Origin of the sequence: Saccharibacillus brassicae, assembly GCF_006542275.1 — a bacterium.
GTDB classification, from domain to species: domain Bacteria; phylum Bacillota; class Bacilli; order Paenibacillales; family Paenibacillaceae; genus Saccharibacillus; species Saccharibacillus brassicae.
Genome location: NZ_CP041217.1, coordinates 3,950,055 through 3,973,795 on the forward strand (window position 1 = coordinate 3,950,055; position 23,741 = coordinate 3,973,795).

The 23,741-nt window shown below is 60.0% G+C and carries 22 protein-coding genes; 16 read left to right on the top strand and 6 right to left on the bottom strand.

Going from position 1 to position 23,741, the window contains the following annotated elements; genetic code table 11:
* Positions 1–102: 102 nt before the first annotated feature.
* Entirely contained in the window at positions 103–1,395 is a 1,293-nt protein-coding gene (locus FFV09_RS16295) for an MFS transporter (RefSeq protein ID WP_141448811.1), read from the bottom strand.
* Between the two features lie 321 nt (positions 1,396–1,716).
* Between FFV09_RS16295 and licT the strand changes: the two genes are divergently transcribed.
* From licT to FFV09_RS16310, 3 genes are all read left to right on the top strand, one after another.
* Positions 1,717–2,556, top strand: a complete 840-nt coding sequence (licT, locus tag FFV09_RS16300; protein ID WP_141448812.1) for a BglG family transcription antiterminator LicT — start codon at positions 1,717–1,719, stop codon at positions 2,554–2,556.
* 170 nt (positions 2,557–2,726) lie between these two features.
* Positions 2,727–4,706 (top strand): beta-glucoside-specific PTS transporter subunit IIABC, encoded by a 1,980-nt coding sequence (locus tag FFV09_RS16305; RefSeq protein ID WP_141448813.1) that lies wholly within the window; start codon positions 2,727–2,729, stop codon positions 4,704–4,706.
* Between the two features lie 37 nt (positions 4,707–4,743).
* Positions 4,744–6,207, top strand: coding sequence for a glycoside hydrolase family 1 protein (locus tag FFV09_RS16310; protein WP_141448814.1), 1,464 nt, complete (start codon positions 4,744–4,746; stop codon positions 6,205–6,207).
* Between the two features lie 850 nt (positions 6,208–7,057).
* Here the strand turns inward: FFV09_RS16310 and FFV09_RS16315 are convergent.
* The 5 genes from FFV09_RS16315 to queC form a co-directional block, all read right to left on the bottom strand.
* Positions 7,058–7,453 (bottom strand): rhodanese-like domain-containing protein, encoded by a 396-nt coding sequence (locus FFV09_RS16315; protein ID WP_141448815.1) that lies wholly within the window; start codon positions 7,451–7,453, stop codon positions 7,058–7,060.
* A 161-nt stretch (positions 7,454–7,614) separates the two neighbouring features.
* Entirely contained in the window at positions 7,615–8,112 is a 498-nt protein-coding gene (queF, locus tag FFV09_RS16320) for a preQ(1) synthase (protein WP_141448816.1), read from the bottom strand.
* Between the two features lie 66 nt (positions 8,113–8,178).
* Positions 8,179–8,922, bottom strand: a complete 744-nt coding sequence (gene queE, locus FFV09_RS16325) for a 7-carboxy-7-deazaguanine synthase QueE (RefSeq protein ID WP_141448817.1) — start codon at positions 8,920–8,922, stop codon at positions 8,179–8,181.
* Positions 8,919–9,422, bottom strand: coding sequence for a 6-carboxytetrahydropterin synthase QueD (gene queD, locus FFV09_RS16330; RefSeq protein WP_141448818.1), 504 nt, complete (start codon positions 9,420–9,422; stop codon positions 8,919–8,921). The genes queE and queD overlap by 4 nt, the downstream gene beginning before the upstream one ends.
* A complete protein-coding gene (gene queC, locus FFV09_RS16335; protein WP_141448819.1) occupies positions 9,419–10,081 on the bottom strand; it encodes a 7-cyano-7-deazaguanine synthase QueC in 663 nt (220 codons plus the stop codon). Before queC ends, queD begins: the two co-directional genes overlap by 4 nt.
* Before the next feature lie 593 nt (positions 10,082–10,674).
* Between queC and FFV09_RS16340 the strand changes: the two genes are divergently transcribed.
* From FFV09_RS16340 to FFV09_RS16400, 13 genes are all read left to right on the top strand, one after another.
* Positions 10,675–11,421: a metal-dependent hydrolase gene (locus tag FFV09_RS16340; RefSeq protein WP_141448820.1), complete on the top strand. Its 747-nt coding sequence runs from the start codon at positions 10,675–10,677 to the stop codon at positions 11,419–11,421.
* 34 nt (positions 11,422–11,455) lie between these two features.
* Positions 11,456–12,745 (top strand): MFS transporter, encoded by a 1,290-nt coding sequence (locus tag FFV09_RS16345; protein WP_141448821.1) that lies wholly within the window; start codon positions 11,456–11,458, stop codon positions 12,743–12,745.
* A gap of 81 nt (positions 12,746–12,826) precedes the next feature.
* Positions 12,827–13,585, top strand: coding sequence for a VWA domain-containing protein (locus FFV09_RS16350; RefSeq protein WP_141448822.1), 759 nt, complete (start codon positions 12,827–12,829; stop codon positions 13,583–13,585).
* Positions 13,586–13,677: 92 nt separating this feature from the next.
* Positions 13,678–14,124 carry a tellurite resistance TerB family protein gene (locus tag FFV09_RS16355; protein WP_141448823.1) on the top strand — a complete coding sequence of 149 codons (447 nt, stop codon included), beginning with the start codon at positions 13,678–13,680 and terminating at the stop codon, positions 14,122–14,124.
* Positions 14,125–14,376: 252 nt separating this feature from the next.
* The gene (locus tag FFV09_RS16360) at positions 14,377–14,976 is read left to right on the top strand and encodes a TerD family protein (protein WP_141448824.1); all 600 of its coding nucleotides are present in this window, start codon (positions 14,377–14,379) and stop codon (positions 14,974–14,976) included.
* Positions 14,977–15,056: 80 nt separating this feature from the next.
* Positions 15,057–15,638: a TerD family protein gene (locus tag FFV09_RS16365; protein ID WP_141448825.1), complete on the top strand. Its 582-nt coding sequence runs from the start codon at positions 15,057–15,059 to the stop codon at positions 15,636–15,638.
* Between the two features lie 124 nt (positions 15,639–15,762).
* The gene (locus FFV09_RS16370) at positions 15,763–16,344 is read left to right on the top strand and encodes a TerD family protein (protein ID WP_141448826.1); all 582 of its coding nucleotides are present in this window, start codon (positions 15,763–15,765) and stop codon (positions 16,342–16,344) included.
* 36 nt (positions 16,345–16,380) lie between these two features.
* Positions 16,381–17,880, top strand: coding sequence for a TerD family protein (locus tag FFV09_RS16375; RefSeq protein ID WP_141448827.1), 1,500 nt, complete (start codon positions 16,381–16,383; stop codon positions 17,878–17,880).
* Positions 17,881–18,061: 181 nt separating this feature from the next.
* Positions 18,062–18,874 (top strand): TerC family protein, encoded by an 813-nt coding sequence (locus FFV09_RS16380; protein ID WP_246098580.1) that lies wholly within the window; start codon positions 18,062–18,064, stop codon positions 18,872–18,874.
* A 216-nt stretch (positions 18,875–19,090) separates the two neighbouring features.
* A complete protein-coding gene (locus FFV09_RS16385; RefSeq protein WP_141448829.1) occupies positions 19,091–20,275 on the top strand; it encodes an HpcH/HpaI aldolase/citrate lyase family protein in 1,185 nt (394 codons plus the stop codon).
* Positions 20,238–21,710 (top strand): phosphoribosyltransferase family protein, encoded by a 1,473-nt coding sequence (locus FFV09_RS16390; RefSeq protein ID WP_141448830.1) that lies wholly within the window; start codon positions 20,238–20,240, stop codon positions 21,708–21,710. The genes FFV09_RS16385 and FFV09_RS16390 overlap by 38 nt, the downstream gene beginning before the upstream one ends.
* Positions 21,707–22,858, top strand: a complete 1,152-nt coding sequence (locus FFV09_RS16395; RefSeq protein ID WP_141448831.1) for a cysteine protease StiP family protein — start codon at positions 21,707–21,709, stop codon at positions 22,856–22,858. The genes FFV09_RS16390 and FFV09_RS16395 overlap by 4 nt, the downstream gene beginning before the upstream one ends.
* Positions 22,855–23,688, top strand: a complete 834-nt coding sequence (locus FFV09_RS16400; RefSeq protein ID WP_141448832.1) for an HAD family hydrolase — start codon at positions 22,855–22,857, stop codon at positions 23,686–23,688. The genes FFV09_RS16395 and FFV09_RS16400 overlap by 4 nt, the downstream gene beginning before the upstream one ends.
* Positions 23,689–23,741 lie beyond the last annotated feature (53 nt).

Consider the following 23,741-nt stretch of genomic DNA (forward strand, 5'->3'; position numbering starts at 1 on the left):
AGAGAATTGGAAAACGGGAACCGAACGGCAAAACGAAAAAGCAAAACGAAAAGGGAGAGCCTTCGGAGGCTCTCCCTTTTCGTTCAGTCTTATACTTCAGTCTTATACTTCCGCTCCGTTCTCTCTGGCCCACGCATTCAGCTTCCGGTCGCTCGGCAGCAGGAACGTGAGCACGCCGAGCAGCGGCAGGAAGCTGCAAAAGCGCATGACCGCGGCGACGCCGGCCGCGTCCATCCAACTGCCCAGCACGAGACCGCCGATTCCGCCCATGCCGAACGCAAGGCCGGTGACGAGTCCCGATACCGCGCCGATCCGGCCCGGAATAAGCATCTGGGCGTAGACGACGGACACCGAGAAGCTCGACAGCAAAATAAATCCGATCAGCGTCAGCAGGATGCCGGTCCACGTCAGGTTGGCATACGGAAGCGCGAGCGTCAGCGGGGCGGCCAGCAGCATCGACGCGAACAGCACGTTGCGTTTGCCGAACCGGTCGGCCAGCGGACCGCCGAGCAGCGTGCCGACGGCGCCCGCGGCAAGGAACAGGAAGACGTAGATCTGCGCGTCGGCGATACTGACGCCGAACACGTCGCGCAGATAGAACGCGTAGTAGCTGCCGACCGACGTCACGTACCACGACCGCACGAAGACGAGCAGCAGCAGAAGCGTCATGGCGGACAGAATGCGTTTGCGCGCCTGCGGGCTCAGCGCTGTTCGCACGGCGGTCTTTTTGGCATGGGCCGCCGCTTTGAGCGTGCGTCCGTACCAGCGCGCGATAAAGAGCTGAATAACGATGCCGAGCGCGGCCAGGCCCGTGAACCAGATCGCGCCGAACTGGCCGAGCGGGATAAAGATCAGCCGCGTCAACAGCGGAGCGAGCGACTGCCCGGCGTTGCCGCCGACCTGGAAGATCGACTGCGCAAGGCCGCGGCGAGGACCTGCGGCCATATGCGAGACGCGCGAGCCTTCCGGATGGAACGCCGCGGAGCCGAGGCCGACGAAGATAACCGCGACGATGACCGCCGCGTAGCTCGGCGCATAGGCGAGCAGCAGCATGCCGGTCAGCGTGGAAGCCATCGCGATCGGCAGCAGCGACGGCGTCGGCCGCTTGTCGGCGAACAGCCCGATGACAGGCTGCATGATCGACGCCGTGAAGTTGATCGCGAACAGGATCCAGCCGAGCTGGCCGTAGCTGAGCGACATGGAATCCTGAAGGATCGGCATGATGGCGGGAATGACCGCCTGCATCGAATCGTTGAACAGATGCACGAGGCCGATCGCGAACAGCACACCGTAGACGGTGCCGCGCGGGCGGCTTTCGGGCGCGGGAATCCGGGTAGCAGAGCCTGCGGGGTTCGGATCGGAACCTTCCGCGAGCGCTCCGGGCTTGACGGGCATGATGGCAGACCTCCTGGGACTTGGTGAATGTGTATCATTGTAGGCGAAGCGCCGGAATCGGGCAATAGCGGCAGGGGAAGAAGCTTGTCCGGTCTGCCGGCCGGAACGTCCGTTCAGGCGGTTGACTCCGCTTACAGCCGATGTTATGATAACCGCGAGGCTTGTTACCGGTAATGCGGGCAATACCACGATGAATCGACAGACGTACAGGAAGGACGAAGGTCCTTTTTAGCCAGACGTACGCTTGTTTCATTGTAGGTGTTGCCTTTTTTGGTGCTTCTCCCGACAAAAGCACTTAATCCTCAAAAACGGGTGGTCCATGTGATAATTAAACAGATTTTCAACAACAACATCGTCAGCACGGTGGACGACAAGAATCAGGAACTGCTGATCCTCGGCCGGGGTATCGGGTTCAATTCAAAAGTCGGCGATTCGGTGGAACCGGAGCGGATCGAGAAAATTTTTCGGCTGCAGGACGAAGTGCTGTACGAAAAATTCAAAGCGACCGTGATGGAAGTGCCGATCGATATTTTGCAGGCGACCGACGATATCGTCACGCTTGCGCGCATGCAGCTCGGCAAAACGATCAGCGACGGCATCTATGTCTCGCTGTCCGACCATATCCATTTCGCGATCCAGCGGCTTCGGGACGGCATGATCGTGCGCAATCCGCTGTCGTGGGAAATCCAGCATTTTTACAAAGCCGAATACGACGTGGCCCGGGAATCGCTCGACATTCTCAAGGAACGTCTGGGCGTCGAGTTTCCCAAAGAAGAGATTTGCAATATCGCGCTGCATTTCGTCAACGCGGAAGTGAACGATTCGATGAACGACGTGACGCATCTGATGCAGCTGCTGCAGGAGATTATGAACATCGTCAAGTACCATTACAACGTGGAACTCGACGAGGACAGCGTGAACTATTTTCGCTTCATTACGCATCTCAAGTATTTCTGCCAGCGCGTCGTCACGCATTCGAGCCACGAAGACGTCGAAGAGTATCTGTACGAGATCGTCAGGAAAAACTACCCGGAGGCGTTTGCCTGCATCGGGAAGATCGAACGTTTTATCCGCAAAAATTACCAATACGAAATGACCCACTCCGAGCAGCTGTATCTGTCGCTGCATCTGGAGCGGCTCATGAAAAACCGAACGGCATAAAACCGGAGGCGCTCCCTTTGATCGGCGGGCGCTTCCGCAGGGCTTGTTACTGTTCAATCAGGCAATACCCGGATGATTCAGACGTTCCCGCGAAGGGAACCGTCTATTCGTTCGGGTCTTTTTTTTGCGCCAAAATCAACGACATTCCAATCAAAATGGAGGAAAACGGCATGAATCATCAGGAAACGGCCCGCAAAATCGTCGAATGGGTCGGCGGACCGGATAACGTCAATTCCGTGTACCACTGCGTTACGCGTCTTCGCTTCAGTCTCAAGGACAATGCCAAAGCCGACGCGGCCGAATTGAAAAAACTCGATAAAGTGATGGGCACCAATATCGCGGGAGACCAGTACCAGGTCATCATCGGCAACGACGTGTCCAAAGTCTACGACGCGATGGCCCAGCAATATCCGGCGTTCAAAGCGGACGCGGCACCTGCCGCCGAAGCGGACAGCGGTTCCGGCGCGAAAAAAACGAAAAATCCGATCTCGCGCCTGTTCGACTTCATCGCGGGCGTATTCGCCCCGATCCTGCCGGCAATCGCCGGCGCGGGCCTGCTCAAAGGGTTCCTCGCGCTGTTCGTCGCCTGGAACTGGATGTCGGTCGATACCGACGTCTACGGCATTCTCTCCGCGATCGGCGACGGCGTATTCTACTTCCTGCCCGTCCTGATCGCCGTCAGCGCTTCGCGCAAGTTCGGCGCCAATCCGTACGTCGGCATAGCCGTCGTCGCCGCGCTGCTGTACCCGGACATGGGCGCGCTGCTCTCGTCCGGCAATCCGGTCTCGTTCCTCGGGCTGCCGGTTACGGCCGTCACGTATTCGTCGACCGTCATTCCGATCCTGCTGGCCATCTGGTTGATGTCCTACGTGGAGAAATGGGTCGACAAGATTATGCCGTCCGCGGTCAAACTGCTGTTCGTGCCGCTCATCACGCTGATCGTCGTCGTGCCGGTTACGCTGATCGCGATCGGACCGCTGGGCACGATCATCGGCAGCGGCTTGTCCGGCGGCATCAACTGGCTGCTGACGGAAGGCGGCTTGTTCGCCGGCATCATTCTCGGCGGCGCCATGCCGCTGATCGTCATGACGGGTATGCACTACGCGATCGTGCCGGTCATTCTGAGCAATCTGGCCACGGTCGGCTTCGATAAATTTCTGCCGCTGACTTATATCTCGAATATGGGACAGGCGGGCGCAACTTTCGGCGTGTTCTTCCGGGCAAGAGACAAAAAGCTCAAATCCGTCGCCTTGTCGACCAGCTTCACCGCCCTAATGGGCGTGACGGAACCGGCGATGTACGGCGTCAACATGACGTACAAGAAGCCGTTCGTCGCCGGCATGATCGGCAGCGCCGCAGGCGGCGCGTTCGGCATGGGATTCGGCGTCAACGCCTACGTACTGGCGGGTAACGGCGGACTGCCGGGGCTTCCGGCCATGATCGGGCCGACGTTCGGCTATGCCGTGGCGAGCATGGCGATCGCTTTCGTCGTGGCGACGGCCGTCTCGCTGGTGCTCGGCATCAAGGAAGACGTGCCCGTACCGGACGCGACCCAATTCGGCGGCGGTCAACAGGCGCAGCCTGCGGCGGCGGCCCGGGCAGCCGTTCCCGCTTCGACGACGCCTGCGACGCCTGCAACCGCTGCGGCGCCTCACTCCGCGGCGGCCGTTGCCGAGGAGCCGGTCAAGATTCCGGCTTCCGACGAGACGATCTGCTCCCCGATGAACGGACGCGCCATCGCGCTGACCGAAGTGGACGACCCGACGTTCGGGGACGAACTTATGGGCAAAGGCATCGCTTTCGTGCCGTCCGAAGGACTGCTGGCCTCGCCGGTCGACGGCACGGTCATGAACGTCTTCAAGACGAAGCACGCCATCGTGATCCATAGCGATTCCGGTGCCGAGCTGCTGATCCATGTCGGCATCAATACGGTCAAGCTGCGCGGCCAATATTTCGAAGCGCGGGTGCAGGCGGGCACGAGAGTCCGGGCCGGCGATCCGCTGCTGACATTCGATCTGGCGCGCATCGCGGAACAATACGATACGACGACCGCCATGGTCGTGACGAATACCGCCGATTACGCTTCGGTCGAAGCGCTGGAGCACGGCGAAGTCTCGATTCTGCAGCCGTCGCTGCAGGTGAAGATCTAACGCATCACCATTCCATTTCGCAAAGGAGCGCGATTCCATGACGAACGAAACGATTTTCCCGGCAGGCTTCCTGTGGGGCGGCGCCATCGCCGCAAGCCAGGCGGAAGGCGGCTATGACGCGGACGGCAGAGGATTGTCCACGTCGGACATGGTGCCTTACGTCAACAAAAGAGACTATACCGACCTCAGTTCCCAGATGAGCCCTTCCAGCGAGAAGATCGCCCGGGCGATGGCTCACGCAAGCGCCAAAGGGTACCCGAAGCGCTACGGTATCGATTTTTACGGCCGCTACAAAGAAGACATCGCGCTGTTCGCCGAACTGGGCTTCAAAACGTTCCGCATGTCGATCTCGTGGAGCCGCATTTTCCCGAATGGCGACGAGATGCAGCCGAACGAAGCGGGACTGCGCTACTACGATTCGGTCTTCGACGAATTGAACAAATACGGCATCGAACCGCTCGTCACGATGTCGCATTACGACATGCCGATCCATCTGGCGCTGGAATACGGAGGCTGGAAAAACCGCAAAGTGATCGACCTGTTCGTCCGTTACGCCGAGACGCTGCTCACGCGCTATGCGGGCAAAGTAAAATATTGGCTGACGTTCAACGAGATCAATACGACGATCATCGAGCCGTACACCGGAGGCGGACTGATCATGGACCGGGAAAGCCGTCCGCGGGAAGCTTCGTATCAGGCGGTGCACCATCAATTCATCGCGAGCGCCCTTGCTACCAAAGCGGCGCGCGCGATCGATCCGAACGTCCGGGTAGGCTGCATGCTGGCGCGGATGATCCATTACCCGGCGACGAGCAGTCCCGAAGACGTGCTGGCGGCGCAGTTCGAGAACCAGCTCAATCTGCTGCACACGGACGTTCAGGTGCGCGGCGCCTACCCGCCGATCGCCAAGCGTTATTTTGCGGAAAATAACATCAACCTGGTCATGGAGCGCGGCGACGAAGAAATTTTGCGCCAGCACACCGTCGACTTTATCTCGTTCAGCTATTACACGTCGCTGGTGGCGGCGGCCGATCCGAGCCGATACGGCGTCACCGGCGGCAATCTGTACAGCACGATCAAGAACCCGAACCTGCCCGTGACCCAATGGGGCTGGCATCTCGATCCCGTCGGCCTGCGCACGGCGCTCAAAGATATGTACGACCGCTACCAGGTGCCGCTGTTCATCGTGGAGAACGGCCTGGGCGCCAAAGACCATCCGGAAGCCGACGGCTCGATCCACGACGATTACCGGATCGACTATATGCGCCAGCATATTCGGCAGATCGGCGAAGCCGTCCTCGACGGCGTCGACGTGATGGGCTACACCGTCTGGGGCGTGATCGACATCGTCAGCGCCTCCACGTCCGAAATGTCCAAACGCTATGGCCTCATCTACGTGGACCAGGACGACGAAGGAGGCGGCACCTTGAACCGCTCCAGAAAAAAAAGCTTCGACTGGTACAAAAACGTGATCGCGACGAACGGCGCGGAGTTGGACTGAGCGGAGCCTGAGCTTGATGTTGAGCCTGAGTTTGCGAGCGGCGAGACATAGGCCAGCAGAAAGGGAAGAGGGAAGAGGGAAGAGGGAAGAGGGAAAACCTGTTTTCGGACTTGATCCGAAAACAGGTTTTTTTGTTGCAGGCGAAAAATGATAAAAACAGGCTCCCGTCTGCCTCCGCCTACCCAGTTCGACCCAAGTCACTCAAGTCACTCAAGTCACTTAAGTCACTCAACCCAACTCGATCAAGCCAGCCACTCCAACCAAGGTCATTCAATCCAACAAAGCCAGCCAATCTAACTAAAAGCAACGCAAAACGCGGACGCGAACTTCTCGAATCCCATCCTACGATCTTCCGCAGCCTCCCATCGAACCAAAGCCGGATTAACGTCCTGAGAGCACTTATTTTTGAGAAAAAAACGCCAAAATCACAAATAGCTGCGCAGAAGCATTTATTTTGCGGAAAAAAGGAACATTGGCTATGTAGAGGAGGAAATAACTGCTTCTACGCAGTTATTCTTCACAGCGTAGACAAACAGCGGAAATAACTGCCCTCACGCCGTTATTTTATTAAGCAAAGAGCAAACAGACGAAATTTTCACGCAGACTGGCCCGGAATGACAGTTCAGATCACCTAATTTGCCCCCGCAAGTCCAACTTCGTTCGGCTCAAGACCGTATTCAGTCAATTGCAATCCGTTCCATTCGGGTCGAATACGCCCAATCCCGAATAAATCCCCAAAAAAGGCTCCGGCATTTGCGCCGGAGCCTTGATCTTTCTACCTTACCCATCATTCGAAGCGTACAAGCGGAGGGGGATTCCGTGCAGGAACGAATCCCCCCGCAGCGCCCCTTTACGCTTCCTCTACCTCAAACCCGGCCTGTTTCCAAGCCGCCGTTCCGCCGTCGATAAACGCGACGTCGGTGAAGCCCATCATTTTGAGCGCGTAAGCGCCCAGAGCCGCTTGGCCGCCGGCGCCGCACGTCACGAGGATCGGGCGGTTGCGGTCGCTCAGGCGCTCGTCGCGCAGTTCGGCCGGAACGCCGAGATCGGCGCGGATCGGCAGCATGCCGAGCGAAATGTTCGCGCTGCTCGGGATCAGTCCGCATGCGCCCGCATCTGCCGCGTCCTGCACGTCGATGATGAACGTGTTCGGGTTTGCGTTGATTTTCTCGCGAGCTTCCTGGGAAGTAACGGCGGGTACGTTGTTTCGGGCCTGGGTAACCATGTCCGTGAATGTCAAAGCCATCTTGATTCAGCCTCCTAGTGGGTTCGAAGTATAAGCGCCGCGCGTTTTCCACACCGCAGGGAGCGGAAGCGAACGGCGCTTTCCTCACCTATTATACCCATAGAAGCCGCGCCGTCACTAATCCGCAGCGAATCTTCCGGCCGGGAAGTCCGCGGAGGTGCTTAGCGGTTGTCCACTTTTTCCGGATACAGGTCGTGGTTCGTCAGGCGGTTCCACGCCATTTCTTCGTATTTGGTGCCCGGCTTGCCGTAGTTCGTGTACGGATCGATCGAGATGCCGCCGCGCGGCGTGAACTTGCCCCAGACTTCGATATAGCGCGGGTCCATCAGCTTGATCAGGTCGTTCATGATGATGTTCATGCAGTCCTCGTGGAAGTCGCCGTGGTTGCGGAAGCTGAACAGGTACAATTTGAGCGACTTGCTTTCGACCATTTTGACGTCCGGAATGTAGCTGATATAGATCGTGGCAAAATCCGGCTGACCGGTGATCGGGCACAGACTCGTGAACTCCGGGCAGTTGAATTTGACGAAATAATCGCGGTACTCGTGCTTGTTGTCGAACGACTCCAGAATGCCGGGATCGTATTCGAACGTATAGGTTGTGCCCTGGTTGCCCAGCAGCGTCAAATCTTCAAGACCGTCTTGGCGGGAATGGCTCATGGGAATTCTCCTTTGATTGTAAAATAGAGCTGTAAAATATATCGTGAAAAAAGGCGGCTGCGTACCTTACACGCCGCGTTTGTTGCCCCACACGAGCGTGTGCAGCTGCGGAAGCGCCCGGGCGTCTTTGAGATCCGGCAGGTCGGACAATCGTCCGATCAGCCATTCGTAACGCTGCAGCAGCGAAGAGACGTGATCCTGCACTTCGCCAGCTACCTGCGGGTTGCCGGTCTGCAAAATGAACGGCACGTCCGGGTAGCGCTTGTGCACGAAGCGGGCGTAAGTCAGGTCTTCTTCGTCGAAAATGACGATCTTGAGACACAGATCGCGCCGGCCGGAAGCTTCGCGCAGCCGGGCTACGATATCGTCCAGCACGTCGAAATCGGTCTCCATACCCGAGCTCGGCGGCTTGGGCGACAGCGTCACTTCGTCGATCCGCACGAGCCAGTCCTGCCAGCGCGAACCTTGCGTTTCGACGGCGGTCCGGATGCCGCGTCCGTGCAGCTCCTGGATCAGGTAGGCGATTTGCGGCAGCAGCAGCGGATTGCCGCCGGAGATCGTCACGTGATCGAAGGTGTCGCCGCCGAGATCAAGCAGTTCGTCGACGATCTGCTCCGGCGAGAGCATGCGGATCTGGTCTTTGGCGCTGCCGTCCCACGTGAACTTGGAATCGCACCACGAGCAGCGGTAATCGCAGCCGGCCGTGCGGACGAACATCGTTTTGCGGCCGATCGACATGCCTTCGCCCTGAATGGTCGGACCGAACACTTCGAGGACGGGAATCGGGCGGGAGGAGGCGGAGACGTTCATCGTTCCATCCACTCCCGTCGGGCTTCCGCGTAGGACGTCGGCGTTTCGAACAGGCGGACGAATTCGGTGCGGGCTTCGAGGTGCGCATAACGTTCCGAAGCGAGAGCGTCTTCCATCTGCTCGTAGATCCAGACGACCATATTCTCCGCCGTCGTGTTCATAAGCGGCAGCGTCTCGTTGAGGTAGCGGTGGTCCAGATACGTCTCGATCTCTTCTTTCCAGATCTGCTTGATCTCGCCGAAATCGACCGCGATGCCGTTGGCGGACGGAATCGCCGAGAGGCCGAATACGACTTCGTACGTGTGGCCGTGCAGGTTTTTGCATTTGCCTTCGTAATCGTGCAGATGATGGGCGGCGTCGAAAGTAAACGATTTGCTCACCAGCACGCGCTTGCGGTGGTAGCGCAGCTGCTCGCCGGAGATGTCTTCGCCGAACACCTGAAGCCGCTCCACGATCTGGTAAGGGCCCGGACTGCGCCGCTGTTGTTCGCGTTCGCTCATACCGTCGCCTGCCGTTCCCCGACGTATTTGTCGAGACCGGCGCGGCGCAGCTGACAGGCCGGGCATTCGCCGCAGCCGTCGCCGATGACGCCGTTATAACAAGTCAGCGTACGTTCGCGCACGAAATCGAACGCGTCCAGTTGGTCGGCCAGCGCCCACGTCTCGGCTTTGTCGAGCCACATGAGCGGCGTGTGGATGACGAACGGATAATCCATCGCCAGGTTCAAGGTGACGTCCAGCGACTTGACGAACGTGTCCCGGCAGTCCGGGTAGCCGCTGAAGTCCGTCTCGCAGACGCCCGTCACGATATGGCGCGCGCCGGACGTTTTGGCGAGAATCGCCGCGAAGCTGAGGAACAGCAGGTTGCGGCCTTCGACGAACGTGCTCGGCAGTTCGCCTTCTTCGTGCGTAATGTCGATATCGTCGCGGGTCAGCGCGTTCGGAGCCAACTGGTTCAGCAGGCTCATGTCGAGCACGGTGTGCTTGACGCCAAGCTCCGCGGCAATCTCCCGCGCGCAGTCGATCTCCAGCTTGTGGCGCTGGCCGTAATCGAACGTGACCGCCTGGACTTCCGCGAACGTCCGCAGAGCCCAGAACAGGCATGTCGTGCTGTCCTGGCCGCCGCTGAACACGACGACCGCTTTTTCGTTTTTAAGCATGCAAAAAACCTCTTTCTTCATCTGGGATGGATAGGAAAGAGGTTCAGGAACTTGCCGTCAAAAAACAGGTCCGGCCGCATGTCGGCGTCTGATCTCCGACATGGGCGGTACTCGGCGCCGCACGCACGGACGAACGGTCATCCGTGCGCTCCCGCGCTTCTTTCGGAGCCGGCGCGCAAGGGGCGCGCCGAAGAAGCCTCGCAAACGGCGGGGCGGCGATAGTTTTTTATAGAGGGAGTTCTCGAACCTCTCCCGCGCCATGGATCGGATCGGCGCGGATTCTTTTCGTATAATCGGTATAAGCAGCTGCTGGCCGATAGGTTACCGGGCAGGCAGTCCGCCGCGGCGTGGTTCATTATATCATAGATGCCATTCGCGCGATACATTCGTGAACAATTTTGTCATCGGAACAGCACGAATATTTGTTCGCAAAATCGCGGTGTTCGTATTGAGAGTACGGAGGGGCTATGGTATGATTGGAGCAGCAAAATCCGACTCAAGCTTTGCCAAAAGGTCATAGCCGAAGACGGGTGGGAACAAGGAAGATCGAACGTCTGACAGACTCGGTTTCGCACGAAAGGACAACGAAGACCATGATGGGAAAAGCTCACTTTATTATCGGGACCGGCGTATCGCTGTCCCTGCTGGCCCTGACCGGCGCTCCGGTCACCGTCGGAGCGGTCGCGATCGCGGGGATCAGCTCGCTGCTGCCGGATATCGACCATCCGAACTCGCTGCTCGTGACGCGGGCGCTGCCCGACCGGCTGCTGCGCGTGCTGCAATCGGCGATGCTGCTGATTGCGGCCGCGCTGCTGTTCTACGCGCCGGTCGAACAGCCGTGGAACAGCGTGCTGGCCGCCGTCGCGGTCGTGGCGATGTTCCTGCCCGAGCAGGCGCTGCGAAAAGGCGCATTCGTGCTGATCGGGCTGGCCGTCATCGTGCTCGGCGAGCGCTATGCGCCGTGGAACCGGATGGGCGGCATCCTGCTGATCGTATTCTCGCTCGCTCCCCATCGGGGCATCACGCATACGCTGTACGCGCTGGGAGCCTGGACGCTGCTGCTGTACGGGCTGACCGGTTCGCACGGCCCTTCGATCTGGATCGCCGGCGGCCTGGGCTACGCGCTGCACTTGATCTGCGACTCGCTGAGCAAGAACGGGATACGTCCGCTGCCGCCGTTCAAATGGAAGCTGCGCTTCGCGATCATGACGACCGGCAAGAAGTCCGGCCAGCGAATCGAACGGATCGGGATCTGGATCACGGCGATCCTGTTCGCCGGCGTATTCGGCATCCGGCTGATCGAATACGGAGCGCGGCTGTACGTCCGGCTGACTTCGTAGCGAAGCGTCAGCAGCCGCAAAAGGAGAGTGCGCGATGAGCAGAGATTTTTACAAAAGACGTTCTTTCTATTGGCTGTGGTCGTCCCAGACGATGTCCAACGCAGCCGACATTTTATACGTGACGGCGCTGACCGTCCTCGTCCTGCAAGGTACGGAATCGGTCGTCTCGACGATTCTCGTGCCGTTTTTTCGTATATGCTCGCAAATCGTAAGCGGATTTCTCGCTCCGCTGCTGCTGCGCAAATTCCGCCTGCCGCGCCTGATGCTGCTGTCGCAGGGCGGGCAGTTTGCGCTGTTCGCCGCGCTGGCGCTGTATTTGCACGCGGCCGGGACGTCGGCGTCGCTCGCCGCGATCTTCGCGCTCGTGTTCGCCATGTCGTTTCTCGACGGCTGGACGACGCCTGTGCGCAACGCGCTCGTGCCGCGGCTCGTCGGCAAAGACTGGCTCATGCGCGCCAACGGCCTGATCTCGGTCAGCGATCAGACGGTCCAGTTTGCCGGCTGGGGCGTGAGCGGCGTACTCGTCGCTTTCGCGGGCACGTCCCGCACGCTGCTGCTGGCCGGGGTGCTGTACGCGGCCGCGCTGTTGTTCACGGCGCTGATCCGCGAACCCGCCGCGAACCGGGGGCAGGCGGCGGAGCCGGGCGGCGGGGAAAGGCCGGCCGTATCGCAGACGCGCCGCGAAGCGCTGCTCGAAGGGTGGAAGCTGATCGGGCGAAGCCCGCGGCTGCGCGGCTTGACGCTGATCGATTCGATCGATATGCTCGGCGGATCGGTCTGGGTCGGCGCGTTCACGCTGCTGTTCGTGCAGGAAGCGCTCGGACAGGGCGAAGAATGGTGGGGATTCATCAACGCCTCGTATTTCGCGGGAGCGGTGCTGGGCGGTCTGCTCGTCGTCGCGCTGGTGCGCAAATTGCAGCGCCGGCTGTTCGATTCCATGCTGGCGGGCATTTTGGGGTATGCGGCGATCACGCTCGTCTACGCCGTGACGACTTCGCCCGCCGCCGCGCTGCTGCTCGTGCTGATCATGGGACCGTTCGCCGAACTGTCGATGGTCTCGCGGCGCACGCTGATCCAGCAGAGCGCAAGCGACGACGAGCTGCCCAAAGTGCTGTCCGCCCAGGCGACGGTACTCAATCTGATCTTCTGCGCTTCGCTGCTCGGCATGGCCAAGCTGGCGGAGTCGGTCGGCATCGTGAATTTGTATCTGTATGCGGGAGGCATGTCGCTGCTCGCGTTCGCGATCGGCCTCTTCGTCCGGCGCCATTTCGCGGACCTGAATTCGACTTCGGATTCGACCCCGGACCGTATCGAAAGGAGATAGACGCCTTTCGGGAAAAGCGTTCCGATGATACAGTGGACAAAATGTCTTCCTGCCACAGGCGGGAGTGAGGAGGCTTCAGCCATGACTATCGATTTGCGCAAAAAAGCCGAGGAGAACCTGATCAGCCTGGCCAAAACGGCCGTTATTTCGCTGGACAAAAAAGGGCTGGGCGGCCAGCGGGCGCGCGTCGCGCTGGCGCTCGACATCTCCGGCTCGATGACGGGACTGTTCACGAACGGCATCGTGCAGTCGGTGTGCGAGCGCACGCTCGGACTCGGCATGAATTTCGACGACAACGGAGCCGCGGACGTGTTCCTGTTCGGGGTCAAAGATTATTCCGTCGGCGAAATCCGCAAAGAAAACTTTTACGAATTCGTCAGCCGGGAGATCCGCCCGAACTATCCGCTGGAAAACGGGACGAATTACGCGGGCGTCATGCAGCGGATCGCCGACGAATATTTTCCGGGCGCGATCGGGGTCAAAAAAGGGTTGTTCGGACTGGGCCGCGGCAAAGTGACGGTAAAAGCGCCGCCACCCGAAGAACAGCCGGTGTACGTCATTTTCGTCACCGACGGCAACTGCTTCGACGGAGAGCGGGCGGCCGAGATCGTGCGGCAGACGTCGCATCTGGGCATTTTCTGGCAGTTCGTCGGCGTGGGCCGCGAGAATTTCGAGTTTCTCAAACAGCTCGACGATCTGGACGGGCGCCTGATCGACAACGCGAATTTTTTCCAGGTCAACGACCTGAAAAAAATTTCCGACGAGGAGCTGTACGACCGGCTGCTCGGCGAATTTCCGGACTGGCTCGCGGAGGCAAAGAAGAAATCGCTCATTAAATGAGTTATACTTGGACTGCGAATGGTTACTTACATCTTAGAGACCGATCTTCGAAGCAGGCTTCACCCATTTCATACCTATTGGAGGCGCTTAAGATGAGTTCTTTTCAAAGTTGGCTCAACAAGACCAAGACAGGGCTGCAGGATCAGGTAGGCCGCTTCAAAAATAAAGACCTGATGGACGCGATCGTGGCGGGCTGCGCGATCGTATCGGTCGCAGACGGCAAGGTTGACGCGGAGGAGAAGCAGAAGATGGCCGGTTACATCGGACGCAACGAACAGCTCAAAGTGTTCAACATGAGCGAAGTCATCGACCGGTTCAACCATTTTGCGGGCAATATGGAATTCGACGTGATGGTCGGCAAGCAGGAAGCGCTGCGCACGATCGCCAAGTTCAAATCGAAACCGGAAGTGGGACGGGTCATCGTGGGCGTATGCTGCGCGATCGGCGCGGCCGACGGCGACTTCGACGAACTGGAAAAATCGGCGGTGCGCGACATCTGCAACGTGCTGGCTCTCAGTCCGGGCGAGTTCGGCCTGTAAGCCATTCGGCGGCACGGACCGGGGTTCGTTTTTCGGTTTGTGCCGCTTTTGCGCAGGTTGATTTCGAAAACGTTGAAACCGGGTACATCTTCGCAGCGTATACATAAAGCGTGCAGCCGGGCATGAATGCCAAGCGCTGAACGGGGCAAGATCGCGCGATCGCCGCAAAGTTGTTTTGTACCCGGACGAACAGGTATAATTCAGGTAGGCGACAGCAACCATACCATTCCAATTGGAGGGCTATAGACCGCAATGACAATTTCTTTGGTAAAAGGTCAGAAAGTCGATCTGACGAAAGGGAACGCCGGCCTGTCCAAGATCACGGTCGGACTCGGTTGGGACCCGGCCGAATCCGAGAGCCGCGGCCTGTTCGGAATGAAGAAGAAAGCGGCCAATATCGATTGCGACGCATCGGTACTGCTGCTGAGCGAACAAGGCAAACTGTCGCAGGGCAAGAACGTCGTCTGTTTCCACAACCTGCAAAGCCCGAACGGTTCCGTCGTACACGGCGGGGATAACCTGACGGGTGCGGGCGACGGAGACGACGAGCAGATCCATATCGATCTGTCCGCCGTTCCGGCCGACGTTCACCGCCTGCTCGCCGTCGTGAACATCTACGACTGCGAAGCGCGCAAACAGCATTTCGGCATGATCCGCTCCGCGTTCATCCGCGTATTCGAGTCGGGCAGCGGTCGCGAACTGATCCGCTTCAACCTGACCGACGATTACTCCGGCATGACCGCGCTGCTCGTCGGCGAGATCTACCGTCACGGCGGCGAATGGAAATTCAGCGCCGTCGGCGAAGGCGCACAGGCTCCGCATATCGACCTGCTGGCTCGCCGCTACAGCTAAATCGCAAGAATAGCCAGACCGGAATATCCGAATTTTGAGTTCGAGTTATACCCACTCCTATACGAAAGAAGGAATCATTCATGGCAATCAGCTTGCAAAAAGGTCAAAAAGTCGATCTGACGAAAACAAACCCGGGTCTCAAAAAAGTACTTATCGGTCTCGGTTGGGACACGAACAAATATGACGGCGGCGCGGACTTCGACCTTGACGCTTCGGCATTCCTGCTCGGAGCGAACGGAAAAGTGACCGCTGATACGGACTTCATCTTCTACAACAACCCGAAAAACGCCAACGGCGCGGTCGTGCACACAGGCGACAACCGTACGGGCGCGGGCGACGGAGACGACGAGCAGCTGACGGTTGAACTTGCGACCGTACCTGCCGAAGTCGAAAAAGTCTCGTTCTGCATCACGATCCACGACGGCGCGGGCCGTTCGCAAAACTTCGGTCAAGTGTCGAACGCCTTCGTGCGTATCGTCAACGAAGAAACGAACGAAGAACTGATCCGCTACGATCTGGGCGAAGACTTCTCCGTGGAAACGGCGATCGTCGTAGCCGAACTGTACCGCAACGCCGGCGAATGGAAATTCAGCGCCGTAGGCAGCGGTTACCAGGACGGGCTCGAAGGTCTGGTACGCGACTTCGGTCTGGCCGTATCCTAATCCCTTTTACGCATACGCCCCACAATCAAGCTTCACCCCCGAAGGCCGTCTGCTCCATGGACGGCCTTCGGCCGTACTGTCGAACTTGTCGGAAGATACGGAATCACACAAGGAGGAATTTTCAATGACCATCAGCCTTTCCAAAGGACAACGCATTGATCTGACCAAAACGAATCCGGGCCTCAAAAAGGTCATGATCGGCCTCGGCTGGGATACGAACAAATACAGCAGCGGCGCGGATTACGATCTGGACGCTTCGGTGTTCCTGCTGCATGAAGACGGACGCGCCAAAGGCATCGAAGATTTCGTCTTCTACAACAATCCCAAAACGCCGAACGGCGCGGTCGAGCATACGGGCGATAACCGTACCGGCGAAGGCGAAGGGGACGACGAGCAGATTCTGGTCGACTTCTCGCTCGTGCCGTCCAACATTACGCGCCTGGGCATTACGGTGACGATTCATGATGCCGAGACCCGCGCGCAGAACTTCGGCCAGGTCTCGAACGCTTTCGTACGCGTCGTCGACGCGCAGGACAACCGCGAAGTGCTGCGGTACGATCTGGGCGAAGAATTCTCTATCGAGACGGCCGTCGTCATCTGCGAACTGTATCGGCAGGGCGACGACTGGAAATTCCAGGCGATCGGTTCCGGCTTTGCGGGCGGCCTCGCCGCGCTGTGCAAAAACTACGGCCTCGACGCGCAATAATCCGATCCGCAACTTAACCGAAAGGCGGAATTTCCCGTGACGACCACGATTATCAGGGGGCAAAAAGCCGACCTGACCAAAAGCAATCCCGGTCTCGACCGGATCGTCGTCGGAATGGGCTGGCAGGCTTCGCCGGGAGTCGATCTCGACTTCTCGGCGTTTCTGCTTGGCCCGGGTTCCAAAGCGACGGCCGACGAAGACCTGATCTTCTACGGCAATCCTGCCGGCGCCGGCGGCGCCATGCAGCTTCAGACCGGAAGCCGCAGCGCTTATGCGGGCCTCACCGACAACGAACAGGTGTCGATCTCGCTCGGTTCCGTTCCGGCGGCTTACGAACGGATCGCTTTTTCGCTTACGCTGTACGAAGGCGAGCAGCGGCGGCAGAACTTTGCCGGCGTAGACGGCGTGTACCTGCGCATCGTCGACGAGCGCGGCGGCTCGGAGCTGATCCGGTTCACGCTGGACCGGACTTCCGGCGTCGAGACGGCGATCGTCGTCGGCGAATTGTATCGCCATAACGGCGAATGGAAGTTCAACGCCGTCGGCAGCGGCTATACGGGCGGCCTCGCCGCGCTGTGCGGCAGCTTCGGCATCGACGTGGCGGAGCCCGCGCCCGCGCCGCCTGCGCCCGCACCGGCACCGCCCGCACCGCCTCCTGCGCCTTCGGCCCAGCCGTCCAAGCCGGCGCCGCCGGCCCAACCGGCACCTCCGGCGCAGCCTCCGGGCGGCACTCGGTCGCCGCTCAACCTCGGCCGCCCTTCGCAGCAGGGCGGCGGCACACCGCCCGCGCCTTCAAGCGGCGCACCGGACGCGGCTTCGCCGCGCGTACTGCCGCCGGCTCCGGGCGCAAGACCTGCGCCTGCACCGGCTCAGCCGCAGGGCACACCGCCCGCGCCTTCGAGCTCCGCGCCCGCACCGGCACCGCCCGCGGCGCCGAGCCTGCAGAAGATCGAGCTGACGAAGCGCGGCGACAAGATCAGCCTGGAGAAAAAGGCAGGTACCGATTCGATCGGCGAGATTCTGATCAATCTCAACTGGAACCAGCGCAAAAGCACCGGCTTCTTCGGCAAAACGTCCGGCGTCGATCTCGATCTCGGCTGCCTGTTCGAGCTGAAAGACGGCCGCAAAGGGACCGTTCAGGCGCTTGGACGCGCTTTCGGTTCGCTAAACGACGAACCTTACGTGATGCTTGACGGCGACGATCGCACCGGCACCAAAGCCGGCGGCGAAAATATGCGCATCAACGGCGCGCGTCTGCGCGATATCAAGCGTATCGTCGTCTACGCGTTCATCTATGAAGGCGCGGCGAACTGGGCGCAGGCCGACGGCGTCGTCACGATCAAGGGAGGCGGTCCCGACATCATCGTCCGCATGGACGAGCACGGCAGCCGCAAAGGCATGTGCGCCGTTGCCATGATTACAAACGTCGGCGACCAGACGTTCAGCATCGAACGCCTCGTCGAATATTTTTCCGGCCACCGCGAACTCGACCAGGCTTACAACTGGGGACTTCGCTGGCAGACCGGAAGCAAGTAACGGCTTCTGCCTGACCTGGGCAGGAGCAATATGTCCGGAAAAGTACGACGGTTCGTTCCGTCCTGTACCGGAGAGCCGATCGCACGGGCGTAACGCGATCGGCTCTCCGGGTCTCTGCCCGCATGTCATGCCCGCAGTCTCCGCAGCAGGCCGCCTCTGAACCGCCTTGAAGGAGCGAATGATCATGGCGGATTTTTTTCAGGGTTTCTTCGGCAATTTTGCCGGCTATTTTCAATGGGAGCATGTCGGCGCGCTTCTGAGCGAGCCGGCAACGTGGGGCGTGATCGGTACGCTCGTCATTTTGGAAGGACTGCTCTCGGCCGATAACGCGCTGGTGCTGGCCGTCATGGTTCGGCACCTGCCGCCGCGGCAGCGCAAAAAGGCGCTGTTCTACGGCATTATCGGCGCTTATCTGTTCCGCTTTTTCGCGATCGGGGTCGGGACGTTTCTCGTCAGGATCACGTGGGTCAAAATCGTCGGCGGGGTCTACCTGCTGTGGATCGCGATGAGCAATCTGTTCGGTCTCGAACTGCGCTGGGGCCGCGTCGGCGGAGTCCCGCTCGTGCCGAAGATCGGCCGCAAGCCGGCAGCGGACCCCGGGGAAGAAGCGCCGGAGAACCCTTACGGATTCTGGCGTACCGTGCTGGCCGTCGAACTGATGGATATCGCGTTCAGCATCGACAGCGTGCTGGCCGCGTTCGGCGTCAGCCAGGAAGTGTGGGTCCTGCTGCTCGGCGGCATGATCGGCGTGCTGATGATGCGCGGCGTCGCGCAGCTGTTCCTCAAGCTGCTCGAAAAGTTCCCGGAGCTGGAGCGGGCCGCGTTCATCCTGATCACGATTATCGGTTTGAAGATGATCGCGGCGGCGGTGTTCGATTACGAACTGCCGCAGGAGATTTTCTTCCCGCTGCTCATCGCCGTTTTCGTCGGCACGATTGTCTGGAGCCTGATTCGTCAGCGCCGCGAGAAGCGGCATGACCGTTCCGGCGCCTGACCGTTCATTCTGCCGTTTGCCTGACGGCCGGCCGTTCCGTGCGACACAGGAACGGCCGGTTCGGGAGGCGGGCAGATCCGCTTTGTCGATCTTATTGCTCCGCATAAGCGGAGTTTTTTCAAATTTGCCGGAGGTTTGCCCAAGGGGCAGGCCGCATCCGTTTGACGCAGCATGCAGGGCGGATGGAATGGACTCAATATTGTGGGAGGAAAGATCATGCGTTATTTCGATTACTTATCGGTGGAAGAAACGGAAAAATTGTTCCACCTGGCTCCCGCCTCTTTTTGCAACCGATCGGACAAAGAGCTGTTGGCCCATGCGATCGGGGCAGCCCTGTACATGCCGGCGACGCGGCCGACGATCGCGCAGGATTTGAGTTCCGGCAAGCATATGGGATTGACCTCGGTCGTCATCGACCTGGAAGACGCCGTCGGCGATCTCAAGCTGGCGGAAGCGGAATCGCTGCTGGTGTCCCAGATTCGGCAGTTGGACGAGTGGAGCCGCGGCGGAAGCCTCGATCCCGAATCGCTCCCGCTGATCTTTATCCGGATTCGCACGCCGGAGCAGGCCCGGCACATTTTGGAGCAGTTGGGACAGGCAGCCGTCCGGCTGACCGGGCTCGTGTTTCCAAAATTCGACGCGGTAAGCGGCGAAGCGTATCTGGAGCTGCTGAGCCGTTACAACGAACAGCGGCCGGCCGGCATTCCGGTGCTGTACGGCATGCCGATCCTCGAAAGTCCCGAGATCATCTATGCGGAGACGCGCCAGCAGACGCTGCTTGCGATCAAGCATCTGCTCGATCGTCACCGCGAATACATATTGAATGTGCGTATCGGGGCGACCGACTTTTCCAGCCTGTTCGGTCTTCGGCGCAAGCCGGACATGACGATCTACGATATCGGCGTCATTCGCGACTGCGTCGCGGACATCGTCAATTTGTTCGGGCGGGCGCAGGGCGGCTACGTCATCTCGGGACCGGTCTGGGAATATTTCAAAAGCGAACGGGTGCTGAAGCCGCAGCTGCGCGAGACGCCGTTCCAGGAGTCGGCGGGACGCGAAGGGCTGCTGCTGCGTATGCAGTACATCAACAAATACGTCGACGGCCTGATTCGCGAAGTGGAACTGGACAAAGAAAACGGCATCGTCGGCAAAACGATCATTCATCCGACGCATATTTGCCCCGTTCAGGCGCTCTATACGGTCACGCACGAAGAGTATGTCGACGCTTCGCATATTTTGGCCAGCAGCGGCGGCGAGATCGGCGTCGTCAAAAGCGGATACGACAATAAAATGAACGAGATCAAGCCTCATCTCAACTGGGCACGGCGCATCATGATCCGTTCGGAAATTTACGGGGTGCTTAATGAGAACCAAAACTTCACTGCCTTACTCGTTCGCTAGAAACGAATCGGAACATCCGCAGGAGACGTACGTGTACGACATGCCCGAAGGGCTGACCGTGCGCGTCCGCCTGACGTCCAATCCGCTCGGCCTGCATCCCGACGACCTGTTCCGCATGGCGGCGCGGATCAACAAGAAGCGCAGCTTCCTGTTCGTCAGCCGGATTCTCGGCAAGCATATTCCGGTCGATCCGCACAAATCGCTGCTCGGCGGCGCGGCGCTTGCCCTGCTGTGGCAGCGCCGCCGCGCGGAAGCGGCAGCGGGGGAGTCGGCCCTTCCGGCTGCGGAGAGCGGCGCCTACAGCCTCGAAGAGGCGTGCGCAGCGCTTCAGGGCGACGCCGAATCGGCCCGGCAGCTGTACGCCCGGCTGCAGGCCGACAAGCTGCCGGTCGGCGAACCGGCGCTGTTTATCGCTTTTGCCGAGACGGCGACCGCGCTCGGGCACGCGATGTACGACTGCTTCGCGGGCGATACGCGCTTTTTGCATACGACCCGCGAAGCGCTTGTCGACAAGCAGCCCGTATTGAGCTTCGAAGAAGAACATTCGCACGCGACGGCGCATCGCTGTTATGCGCGCGAGACGTCGTTTTTCGCCGGGGAAGACACGGTCGTGCTCGTCGACGACGAAGTGACGACCGGCAACACCGCGCTGAACATCATTCGCGATTTGCAGGGCAAGCATCCGCGCCGCCGTTACGTCGTCGCCAGCCTGCTGGACTGGCGCGGAGAAGCCGACCGCCGGCGCTTTGCGGAGCTTGAAGCGGAACTGGCCATTTCGATCGAGACGATCTCGCTGATCGAAGGAGAGATCCAGGTGGACGGCGGACCGGTCGAACGGTTGACCCAACCGGCGCAGGCCCCTCGCCCGGAAGGCGGCACGGAGCTTGTCCGGCATGAACTTTCTTCGTTCTTCAGCCACCTGGACGCGGTGTCGGAAGAGACGTCCGGCCGGGCTTCGGACTGTCCGTATCTGGAATGGACCGGACGTTTCGGCATGCGCGAAGCCGACAACGCCGAACTGGAGCGGCAGGTGCGGGACGCCGCCGCTTACTTGCGGAGCCGGCGCACAGGCAGCCGGACGCTCTGCATGGGCACCGGGGAATTCATGTACGTGCCGATGCGCATCGCCGCGGAATTGGGCGACGGCGTGCTGTACCAGTCGAGCACGCGCAGTCCGATCCACGTCCTCGACGAAGAAGGCTACGCCGTGCGCAGCGCTTTTGCGCATACGTCGCCGGACGATGCCGGCGTGCCGAATTTCTTTTACAATATCCCCGAAGGGGCGTACGACGAAATTTTCGTTTTCCTGGAGCGGACGCCGCCCGAAGAGAATCTGAAGCCGCTGCTTGCGGCGCTTGCGCATACCGGCGTGCCGGTCGTGCATTTGGCGGTCGCGAGCCGGCCCCGCAGCGCGAACCCACAAGGAGGACAATGACCATGTCGAACGATACCGTGAATTCCAAATCGCTGCCGGTTCCCGAGAAGCTCGGCAGCTACAGCCCGGAAGACGTCGTCTTTTTGCTGAAAGACCTGAGCGACGTTCACCTGGAACGCCCGACCGAAGACCGCGAAGAAGCGATCCAGGGCGGCACGCATTATTCGGAAATGCTGCCGGTCGAATACCGGCCGACGCCGGAGTATCTGGCGCTGTTCCACGAGACGCTGGAGGAGACGGCGCGCGAGGTGTCGCTTGCGGCAGGCATCGTCTCGGAACGCTTGAGAGCCCGTCACGGCACCGACTTCGTGCTCGCTTCGCTGGCCCGCGCGGGCACGCCGATCGGCATCCTGATCAAACGGTACTTCCGCGAGGTGTACGGGGCGGAACTGCCGCATTACAGCATCTCGATCATCCGCGGCAAAGGCATCGACGAAAATGCCGTGCTGTACATGCAGCGGCAGCATCCCGGCCGCCGTATCCAGTTCGTCGACGGATGGACCGGCAAAGGCGCTATCCGCAAAGTGGTGGAAGAAGCCCGCGAGACGATGGCAGCCAAATACGGCATCGAACTCGACGACGACCTGGCCGTGCTGGCCGATCCGGGCCGCTGCTCGGAAACGTTCGGCACGCGCGAAGATTTCCTTATTCCGAGCGCCTGCCTGAATTCGACCGTCTCGGGACTGATGAGCCGCACCGTATTGCGCGGCGACCTGATCGGCCCGGACGATTTTCACGGGGCAAAGTATTACAAGGAATGGCTGGAAGACGACGTCTCCAACGTGTTCGTCGATCGCGTGAGCAGCTACTACGCAGACATTCAAGCCGAAGCGCGGCTCGAAGCGGAGAAGCTTGAGAATCTGCCGGAAGCGAACGTATCCAGCTGGCAGGGCATGAAAGACATCGCCCGCATCCAGCACGATTACGGCATTGCCGACGTCAATCTGGTCAAGCCGGGCGTCGGTGAGACGACGCGGGTGCTGCTGCGCCGCGTGCCGTGGAAGATTCTCGTCGACCGGCTCGACAACCCGCATCTGCGCCATATCCTGCTGCTGGCCGAAGACCGCGGCGTTCCGGTGGAAGTGTACCCGGGCCTGACCTATTCCTGCTGCGGCATCATCAAACCGATGAACGGAGGCACGCCATGATTTTCGCGAGCGATCTTGACCGTACCCTGATCTATTCCAAAAAAGCGATGGGCCCGAACTTCGAAGCCGCCGACGTCATCCCCGTGGAGCTGTACCAGGGCGAGCATATCTCGTTCATGTCGCCGGAGACGGCGAGGCTGCTCGTCGAATTGGCGAAAACGACGCTGTTCGTACCTGTCACGACGCGGACGATCGAGCAGTACGAGCGCATTTTCTACATTCGGGAAACGTTCAATCCGAAGTACGCCGTGACGAGCAACGGAGGCAATGTGCTCGTCGACGGCGTGCCGGACCCCGATTGGCAGCGCCACGTGGCGGAAGCGCTATCGCGCAGCGAGCATGCGGACAAAGTGATCGAAGCGTTCGGACGTATCTCTTCGCCGGAATGGGTCAAGTCGTACCGGCATTCCGACAGCCTGTTCTTTTCGATTATTCTGGACCGGGACAATATGCCGCTGGACGCCGTCGAAGAGTTTCGCGCGGAACTTGCCGGCATGCGCTGGAATTTGTCGGTGCAGGGCCGCAAAATGTATCTCGTACCCGACGGCGTAAGCAAGGGAGACGGTCTGCTGCATGTCAAAAAATTGTCCGGCGCGTCCAGGATCGCCGCTTCCGGCGATTCGCTGCTGGACGAAAGCCTGCTGAAAGCGGCCGATTACGCGATCGTGCCGCGGCACGGAGAAATTTATGCCGCGCATATGGAATCGGGCGTCTATGCGTTCACCGAACGGGACGGCATGGGAGCGGCGGAAGACCTGATCGCCAAAATCGCCGAATGGTTCGCGCTGCCCGCTGCGGAGTCCGGATTGGCGTCCGGCGAGAAGCGCTGAACGAAACCGGATCGCCTTGTCCCGCGTACTACCCCGTAATGCCGTTAGACATC

What these genes read in the sequence shown, in the direction of transcription:
- FFV09_RS16295 (WP_141448811.1), bottom strand. Translation starts at nt 1,395, where the DNA reads ATGCCCGTCAAGCCCGGAGCGCTCGCGGAAGGTTCCGATCCGAACCCC.
- FFV09_RS16305 (WP_141448813.1), top strand. Translation starts at nt 2,727, where the DNA reads ATGAATCATCAGGAAACGGCCCGCAAAATCGTCGAATGGGTCGGCGGA.
- FFV09_RS16310 (WP_141448814.1), top strand. Translation starts at nt 4,744, where the DNA reads ATGACGAACGAAACGATTTTCCCGGCAGGCTTCCTGTGGGGCGGCGCC.
- FFV09_RS16315 (WP_141448815.1), bottom strand. Translation starts at nt 7,453, where the DNA reads ATGGCTTTGACATTCACGGACATGGTTACCCAGGCCCGAAACAACGTA.
- queF (WP_141448816.1), bottom strand. Translation starts at nt 8,112, where the DNA reads ATGAGCCATTCCCGCCAAGACGGTCTTGAAGATTTGACGCTGCTGGGC.
- queE (WP_141448817.1), bottom strand. Translation starts at nt 8,922, where the DNA reads ATGAACGTCTCCGCCTCCTCCCGCCCGATTCCCGTCCTCGAAGTGTTC.
- queD (WP_141448818.1), bottom strand. Translation starts at nt 9,422, where the DNA reads ATGAGCGAACGCGAACAACAGCGGCGCAGTCCGGGCCCTTACCAGATC.
- queC (WP_141448819.1), bottom strand. Translation starts at nt 10,081, where the DNA reads ATGCTTAAAAACGAAAAAGCGGTCGTCGTGTTCAGCGGCGGCCAGGAC.
- FFV09_RS16340 (WP_141448820.1), top strand. Translation starts at nt 10,675, where the DNA reads ATGATGGGAAAAGCTCACTTTATTATCGGGACCGGCGTATCGCTGTCC.
- FFV09_RS16345 (WP_141448821.1), top strand. Translation starts at nt 11,456, where the DNA reads ATGAGCAGAGATTTTTACAAAAGACGTTCTTTCTATTGGCTGTGGTCG.
- FFV09_RS16350 (WP_141448822.1), top strand. Translation starts at nt 12,827, where the DNA reads ATGACTATCGATTTGCGCAAAAAAGCCGAGGAGAACCTGATCAGCCTG.
- FFV09_RS16355 (WP_141448823.1), top strand. Translation starts at nt 13,678, where the DNA reads ATGAGTTCTTTTCAAAGTTGGCTCAACAAGACCAAGACAGGGCTGCAG.
- FFV09_RS16360 (WP_141448824.1), top strand. Translation starts at nt 14,377, where the DNA reads ATGACAATTTCTTTGGTAAAAGGTCAGAAAGTCGATCTGACGAAAGGG.
- FFV09_RS16365 (WP_141448825.1), top strand. Translation starts at nt 15,057, where the DNA reads ATGGCAATCAGCTTGCAAAAAGGTCAAAAAGTCGATCTGACGAAAACA.
- FFV09_RS16370 (WP_141448826.1), top strand. Translation starts at nt 15,763, where the DNA reads ATGACCATCAGCCTTTCCAAAGGACAACGCATTGATCTGACCAAAACG.
- FFV09_RS16385 (WP_141448829.1), top strand. Translation starts at nt 19,091, where the DNA reads ATGCGTTATTTCGATTACTTATCGGTGGAAGAAACGGAAAAATTGTTC.
- FFV09_RS16390 (WP_141448830.1), top strand. Translation starts at nt 20,238, where the DNA reads ATGAGAACCAAAACTTCACTGCCTTACTCGTTCGCTAGAAACGAATCG.
- FFV09_RS16395 (WP_141448831.1), top strand. Translation starts at nt 21,707, where the DNA reads ATGACCATGTCGAACGATACCGTGAATTCCAAATCGCTGCCGGTTCCC.
- FFV09_RS16400 (WP_141448832.1), top strand. Translation starts at nt 22,855, where the DNA reads ATGATTTTCGCGAGCGATCTTGACCGTACCCTGATCTATTCCAAAAAA.